At 61.1% G+C, this 6,990-nt stretch carries 5 protein-coding genes and 1 pseudogene; 3 read left to right on the top strand and 3 right to left on the bottom strand.

Going from position 1 to position 6,990, the window contains the following annotated elements; all coding sequences use genetic code 11:
* Positions 1-375 precede the first annotated feature (375 nt).
* A pseudogene (locus A5651_RS24905) lies at positions 376-597 on the top strand (hydrolase); the annotation flags it as partial.
* A 25-nt stretch (positions 598-622) separates the two neighbouring features.
* Here A5651_RS24905 and A5651_RS10025 read toward each other — a convergent pair.
* On the bottom strand, positions 623-3,265 hold the full coding sequence (locus A5651_RS10025; protein ID WP_066978967.1) for an adenylate/guanylate cyclase domain-containing protein: 2,643 nt from the start codon (positions 3,263-3,265) through the stop codon (positions 623-625).
* A gap of 522 nt (positions 3,266-3,787) precedes the next feature.
* On the opposite strand from A5651_RS10025, the gene A5651_RS10020 reads away from it, so the two are divergent.
* Both A5651_RS10020 and A5651_RS10015 read left to right on the top strand, forming a co-directional pair.
* Positions 3,788-4,555 carry a hypothetical protein gene (locus tag A5651_RS10020; protein ID WP_066978964.1) on the top strand — a complete coding sequence of 256 codons (768 nt, stop codon included), beginning with the start codon at positions 3,788-3,790 and terminating at the stop codon, positions 4,553-4,555.
* A complete protein-coding gene (locus A5651_RS10015; RefSeq protein WP_066978961.1) occupies positions 4,548-5,111 on the top strand; it encodes a rod shape-determining protein MreC in 564 nt (187 codons plus the stop codon). Before A5651_RS10020 ends, A5651_RS10015 begins: the two co-directional genes overlap by 8 nt.
* A 233-nt stretch (positions 5,112-5,344) precedes the next feature.
* On the opposite strand, the gene A5651_RS25310 is transcribed toward A5651_RS10015, so the two are convergent.
* The gene (locus tag A5651_RS25310) at positions 5,345-5,488 is read right to left on the bottom strand and encodes a hypothetical protein (protein WP_156662777.1); all 144 of its coding nucleotides are present in this window, start codon (positions 5,486-5,488) and stop codon (positions 5,345-5,347) included.
* A gap of 15 nt (positions 5,489-5,503) precedes the next feature.
* The gene (locus A5651_RS10005) at positions 5,504-6,679 is read right to left on the bottom strand and encodes a hypothetical protein (RefSeq protein ID WP_066978954.1); all 1,176 of its coding nucleotides are present in this window, start codon (positions 6,677-6,679) and stop codon (positions 5,504-5,506) included.
* Positions 6,680-6,990 lie beyond the last annotated feature (311 nt).

Genomic DNA, 6,990 nt, shown 5'->3' with positions numbered 1-6,990 from the left:
ATGCCGGACCTCTCGGCGAACGCGCCGACTGGTGGTGGTACGACCCCTACCAACCCCCACCACCCACCACCAACTAGACGCCGGAAGACGTTGGCACACAAGGAATCACGTCTGTATCGCCCGATAGCACATGCTCACCGGCGAGACGTCGAACACGGTGATGACCCTGGCGTTTGGCGGCCTCGCGGTAATCGCGGGCGACGCCGCCGGAGCCGTCGTCGTCGCAAGGCGTAGAGAACGACGGGCGCGGGCGTTGGAACGGCGCTGACGGCCGGGGCCTACTCGTCCCTGGTGGTGGCACCAAGCTGTTGAGACTGCGGTGGCGGCGCAGAAATGCGATGCGCCCACTTGGCTACGTAGCCCCCATCGAGTCGAGGTGCGCACACCGGTGAGTGCGAAGTTCGTGGTGAAGACATCGGAGGCATCGCCGTTCACATCGGCGCGCGGGTCAGTGCCCTCGCGGGGGCCAACGAGGTACTCGTCTCCAGCACGCTGCGAGATTTGGTGATTGGGTCAGGACTGGAGTTCGAGGATCGGTGGGCTCATCAGCTCAAGGGTGTGCCCGGCGAATGGCACCTGTTCGCCGTCGCGTCGTAGATCGGAGGCTGAGCAATAGCTCCGTCTATTGCGGGATGGCGTTGAGTTCTGCTCGGGCTTGGTCAATTTGGTCGTAGGCGTATATCGCCATGGCAGCTGTTGTCATCGTTTTGCCTTTGCGAGTAAGGGCTTCGAGGGCCGAGGCGCCAAGAACATTGCGGAGGCCCGCGATCGCCTTGATGAGTTCCGGAATCCACGCCTTGGTGAGCGGGCCGGACGCGAAACCTGCGATCGTGGCCGCAGATTCGCGACGCCCGAGACGGTGGAAAAGGGTCGCAAGCGAACCCAGCGGTATCTGAATAACGGAGATATTGCCTGAATCGTGATAATTGCGGATGGCCAATGTCAGGTAATCGAGCGCGGCGAGCGGCTCGCCGTGGCGGGCTTCGAGCCGCCCCAAGACGTTCGCGACGTGAGATTCAATGTAGCGGTTACCACTGTCTTGAGCGATCACGAGGGCATCGCGCAGGGCGTCTCGTGCGCGGACAGGATTCGCGTCACAGTAAGCCATGCCATACGTCAGCAGGGCGAACGAGCGCGCCCACGGGTTATGGGTAGAAGCCGCAGCCGCGATTGCGCCGTCGGCGATGTCCATCGCATCCTCTCGGGAATTCGCCATCACCAGTGACGCTACGAGGCTCAGTCTGGCGAGCCCATGGATATCGCGGCCCCGCGCAAGCTCTTCGCGTTCCCATTGCAGCGCCCGTTCCGGTTGACCGGTAGCGGTGTAGACACTGGCAAACCAGCTCTCAAAGCCAAGGGGCACCTCATAGCGGCCACTGGCGAAAACAACTTGACCAGCTTCGCTGTTGCGGACGGCATCCTTTATACGTCCGATCAGCCATGACTGCGATGCCATCAGGTAGAGCGCGGCGAGCCGGGGATGAGTGACGGCACGGGCTGGCTCGATTAGCTCTTCGACCCAAGCGAAGGATTCGTAATTCTCCACCATGATGCCGAGAAGGGTCGTGTGGATGGCAATGGCAGCGGCGGTGTCGAGGTCTTCATGGTCAGCTGCCCATCGAAAGGCGGTGCGGAGATTGGCTAGTTCGTGGTTGAACCAGCTGTAGGACTCACGCTGCGCAGGGCTGTTCCAAACGGCGAGGGTGTCGGCTTCGCGCCTAGCGAAGTAGCGGGCGTGTGCAGTCCGGACTTCGTCGCTCGCACCACTGATGGCGAGTTGTTCTTCGGCGAACTCGCGGATCGTCTCCAGCATCGAATACCTTGTGCGGCCCGTGGATTGATCGGTGTTCAGGAGTGACTTGCGCACCAGTGCGTCCAGCTGATCGAGCACAAGGTAGTCGTCGGAATGATCGAACCCTGCTACGGCACAGAGGCTTTGAACATCGAATCCGCCCGTGAAAACGGAACAGCGATTCAGCAGCGACTTTTCCGCGTCGTCAAGCAGGTCGTAAGACCAAGCCACGGTATGACGCAGCGTCTGATGTCGCTGCAGGCCCCTCCGCGAGCCAACGAGCAAGCGGAACCGCTGAGCAAGACGATCGCGGACCTCTCTGGCCGCCATCGACGATATGCGGGATGCCGCCAGCTCGATCGCCAGGGGAACGCCGTCGAGGCGACGACAGATCTCGACCACCGCCTCTGCATCCTCGGCGGCAGCGAGCGAGAAGCGCGGCGAAACAGCCTTCGCGCGCTCGACAAAGAGGGTCACCGCTGCAGAACCGATACCGGCGTTGACGTCCAGCGAGGGCACTGGCCATAAGTGCTCGTCGGCAACACCGAGTCCTTCACGGCTAGTGGTGAGAATCTTCACGGTCACCGAGTGCACCAAGATGGCTTCCACCAGATCGGCCACGGAATCCAGTAGGTGCTCGCAATTGTCGATGACAAGCAGCCGGAGGCGGCCCTCCAGCGCTGCGGTCACCGACTCGCTGATGGTCTTACCTGGTTGTTGGGTGACACCGAGCACTGCCGCTGCCGCGTCGGGAACCGCCGCCGGATCGATAACTGCTGCCAGTTCGAAAACCCAGACCCCGTCCGGAAACTCATCGGCCAGTCGTGCGGCAACCTCCATCGCAAGGCGCGTCTTGCCAACCCCACCGACCCCTGTGAGCGTCACCAGCCGGTGTGCCTTCACAGCCGCTCGAATCTCGGCGACCTCGGACTCCCGTCCGATCAAGCTGGTAGTGGCCGGTCGCAGGTTTCCCGGCGTTGTGTCGAGCGCCCGAAGCGGTGGGAAGTCCGTGCGCAGTCCTTCGGCCTGCACTTGAAATAAACCGATTGGCAGCGGCACATCCCGTAGCCGTCGTGCCCCCAGATCGATCAGGTCTACGCCGCTGAGCAGAACCGCCGTTGACTCGGCCAACAGTATCTGACCGCCATGACCGGCGGCCATCACCCGTGCGGCCCGGTTCAGGACAGCCCCGAAGTAGTCACCATCGCGCAGTTCGGCTTCACCGGTGGCCAGGCCCATCCGCACGGGCAACTCCTGAGCACGTTGCGCGGCCACCGCAGCATCGACAGCAGACTTGGGTGAGGAGAACGCGGCGCACACCCCATCGCCCGTGTGCTTGAACAAGAACCCGCCGTGCGCCTCTATCGCATCGCGCAGCACCTTGTCATGAGCGGCCAGCGCCGTCCGCATCGCATCAGCGTCGGACTCCCACCGACGGGTTGATCCCTCCACATCGGTGAATAGGAAGGTCACGACCCCTGAGGGACGGTCCCCCGCAGACACGCAATCAGGATGTCACACGAAAACGCAGGTTAGAGTCAACATTAGCCGCCCCGCTTGGAAACCTTTAGCGCTCGGCTACCCCCAAACTGGCTCTCCAGGGCGACGGCGAAGAAACACTGTCAGCCATCAACCGACCTAATACACCGACGACGTGCCCCCACCAGGGCTCGAACCTGGGACCTGCGGATTAAAAGTCGCTAGGTGAGGCCGCGATGGAGTAGCTGTAAGGCTCACCAGCGATCCAGTAGATGCTCTAATCACCTAGTCCTACTAGGGCAGAAACGGTCGCGCGGTCATTAGAGGGTCTGCATCGCCCGTCAGCCCAGTTCGCCGAGCCTCGGCAAAAGTGTGGACGCGGTGTGGACGCGGATACTGCTTAGCGGACGGCGGCAACTGGCTTATGGGCAATTGATGCGCTCGCGGCCCGCGCATCGAGTTTGTGTCGCTGGTTCGTCCGAGCGCCATGTCGTCGTCCGATGGGATGATGGGACCGTGGTCGATGGAGAGAGGACGGCGGAAGCCAGCACCGAGGGTTCCGGCTTGTGGTCGGATGCTGCTCCGACCGATGAATCAACAGCTCGACCCGGAGCCGCGCAGACCGAGGCGCAGGACGAGGCACGGCAACAGTCGACTACTCCTGCTAAACCGGACCTAGTCGGAGAACCCGACAGCGGGATTGACGCTACCAAGTTCGATTTCGGGGCGTGGTTGAAGACGAACTGGGTGCCTATCCTCCTCGTTATCCTGCTGTTCGTCACGATCGGAGCGGTCCTGTACGGGCTACAGGCGGACAACAATGATCCGATCGGAAAGGTGTGCAACGGCGCGGCGGTCCCGTTGCTCTCAATCGCGATCGGTTACTACGGAAACCGGTTCTTTCACGGAAAGAGTGAGAAAGAGAACCTACGCCGAGACGTCCAGATGGCTACTTACACGACGCTACACACGAGGCACTCCGTTGAATATGTGGACGAGCGACTCAAGTTTGCGATCGCGCACCTTCTAGTCAACGGCTCTGCGGACGCCGCCTTACTTGAGCTAGTCAGCGCGAAGACCGCAACGGAGATTGCCTTCGGAATGACGCAGCAGTCGGCGCGACAATTTGAACTTATCTCGCCCCACGGCGCGGCCAAAGCCAAGGACATCTTCACTGCCGACAATCCCACGGCGCGGCCGAAGATAATTCGGGGCGATAACCCGAAGAGTGTGGCCACGAGCAAAGGAACGACGACGCAAGACGGAGATGGCGAGAATGAGTAAACCGATCGAAGGCAGCGTCGCTCGTGTCGAGGACCAGTACACGCTCATCATCAATCGAGGATCCGATCACGGCGTGGAGGAGGCCATGGAGTTCGCTGTGTTGAACGATCAGGGAGATCAGATTATCGACCCTGAGACTGGCGACGTAATCGGCGAGGAACCCTCAGAAAAGCTTCGGGTCCGGGTTTACGAGGTGCACCCCAAATACTCACGCGCGGCGACGTTTCGGCAGTACCAGCCTTCTCCGGTGAAATTCCCGACACTGTCAGCTGCTGCGCTCGGCGCTCAGTATGGGCCGGATACGAAACTGCCAAACTTCTTACGTGTCAATGAGGATTTGTACGCAGACCTAGCTAAGAAGCTGGTCGATACTGGAGCCATCGATACGTTTAGCAACATTGTTCGGGCTGAGATGGAAAACCCACGCCCAAGGCGCCAACAGATCGCCAGCGCGAAGCGTGAACGGCCGAAGGAAGCACCGGTCCAACCGGAAGTGACAGTCAATATCGGCGACAAAGTCCGCCAAGTCGCACCCGAACCGAGCCGCGCGCGTTAGCTTGGTGGCTCTTACATTCCCGTTACTACTTGTTGCCACCCACAGCGATTCGAGGCTCGCAGTCGGGCGTTGTGCCCCTATACCGTCCTCCTTCAGCCGGCCGCTTACCGCGCACCGACGGCGGCTCAAGGCCTGCTCCCCAGCTGAACTCAGAGGCTTCAACGGAATCGGCGTTGGGGTCGAGCGGACGGCGGATGTCGTAGTCACCCAAGCCGCTTGTGTCGGCACCGGTGCTACTCATCTCCACCCGGCTCGGTTGGTTGCGCCTGTTGTATCGGCGCATCAGCAGGTTGCCCGGCAAGCGCAACATTGGCCTGGGCTATCGCCACGATCACCTCAGCCAGATTGTCAGCCAACCATTGAGATGCTGCGTTCATGTGTCACACCACCAATCACATCGGGATGGACGGCGCAACGTAGTTGCCGGTGGTCTTGATCTGCATGACGGCGGCCGCGCCACGGTGGCGGGTGCCGACACCGATGCAGCGCGCCCAGAAGCTCTCCTGCAGGGGGTAGCCGGGCCGCACGCCGGGAATGCTGCGCAAGCCGCGATACACCGTGTTGGTGTGTTCGCGAACGCTTACAGCGTTGTTGGGGCTGTTGGCGCCCGACGTTGCAACAACGGCCAGGTACTTGGCGGGAATGTATTGGCTGCGGACAATCCACAGCGGCCCGTATGAGCCGTCAATCTTGAGTCCTGAGTATTGGGCTGGTGCTACCTCGCCGACGATGTTCTCGGGCTGCAGGTAGGCGGGCGCACCCTGCGACGGGATGAAGTCGTGCTTGGCAACAACGGTGTTGTTGTTGATTACACCGGCCTTGAAGGCGCTGACTTCATCAGCTTCCAGCGGGTTCATAAACGCGATCAGGCGGCTGCCCGGGTCCAGACCGTAACCATGTTCGGTGACGTGGTTCAGCAGGGCTTCGAGGTCTCCGCTGTCGATCTCGTCGGCTTCACTTACGAGGTAATGCGTGTGCGTATTGTCAAAGGTCTCACCAAGATACGGTGGCGGCACCATGCCGTCAGCGCTCCACAGCGGGTAGCACGTATGGTTCCATTCGTTTGTCTGCGGCTGTGGGTTAAACAGGCGGTTGACGATGAGGCCGTTGACCAGTTTGTTGTCGGCGGCTAGCGCGTAGTTGGTGACGGCGCGGATCTGTTCAGCTGTGCTGTCCCGCAGAAATTTCCATGTAAACCGGCCGGCTTTGTCGTAGTCGATCAACGTGTTGCCTAGCAAAACAGCGTTGCTGGGAGCGCGCAGGCTCTCCGGCTCACCGAACTCGCTAGCCTCTTCAAAGCTATCGTCGCTGATGGACTGTGGTACCGCATCGGCCGCGTTGATCGTGTAGTGGCTAAGCAGGCTAGCCACCGCGTTGCGTTCGGCGTTCCAGGCCGATAGCACCGCTTGCACGTCGTCCCAGAGTGCATTGACGTCAACCCCGTCAGCGGTGACATTGACAAGTACGTCCCCTTCGGTGTTGTAGCCGCCTTCGCCGCCAAACGGCGGCAGCCGCAAGAGCCTTTGCAAATCATCGATATTGGTTCGCGGTCGCGTGTAGATGGTCATACCGGTGTCTCCCTTCAAGATTCAACTGTTGAACCGATTGGACCTTGCGGGCCGGGACTGAAAGGCAGCTAGCAGCCCGCAAGGTAACGGCGGTGCTGGCTGCGCCCGTCCCTATGTGGGAATTCGGCCAGTTGACCTCAGGAACTTACACGGCGGAGCCGACGCCCGTGAGAACTGTTATACCCCACAGCGTTTCGCCCCGCGCGCGCCGAATTTGGCCCGCGCCGCCGCGCGCCGCGTGAGCTAGAATGGCACCCAGGAGGATTGTCTTCCAACGCATTTCGTACAGCAGGCTAGAAAGAGTGCAATAC

The sequence above is a fragment of the Mycobacterium sp. 1274761.0 genome, from assembly GCF_001668615.1.
Lineage (GTDB): Bacteria > Actinomycetota > Actinomycetes > Mycobacteriales > Mycobacteriaceae > Mycobacterium.
Note: the sequence above shows the minus strand (reverse complement) of the source record. Positions and strands in the feature narration are given on the sequence as shown.

Coding starts and splice junctions, on each gene's coding strand:
- A5651_RS10005 (WP_066978954.1), bottom strand. CDS start 6,679: ATGACCATCTACACGCGACCGCGAACCAATATCGATGATTTGCAAAGG.
- A5651_RS10015 (WP_066978961.1), top strand. CDS start 4,548: ATGAGTAAACCGATCGAAGGCAGCGTCGCTCGTGTCGAGGACCAGTAC.
- A5651_RS25310 (WP_156662777.1), bottom strand. CDS start 5,488: ATGAACGCAGCATCTCAATGGTTGGCTGACAATCTGGCTGAGGTGATC.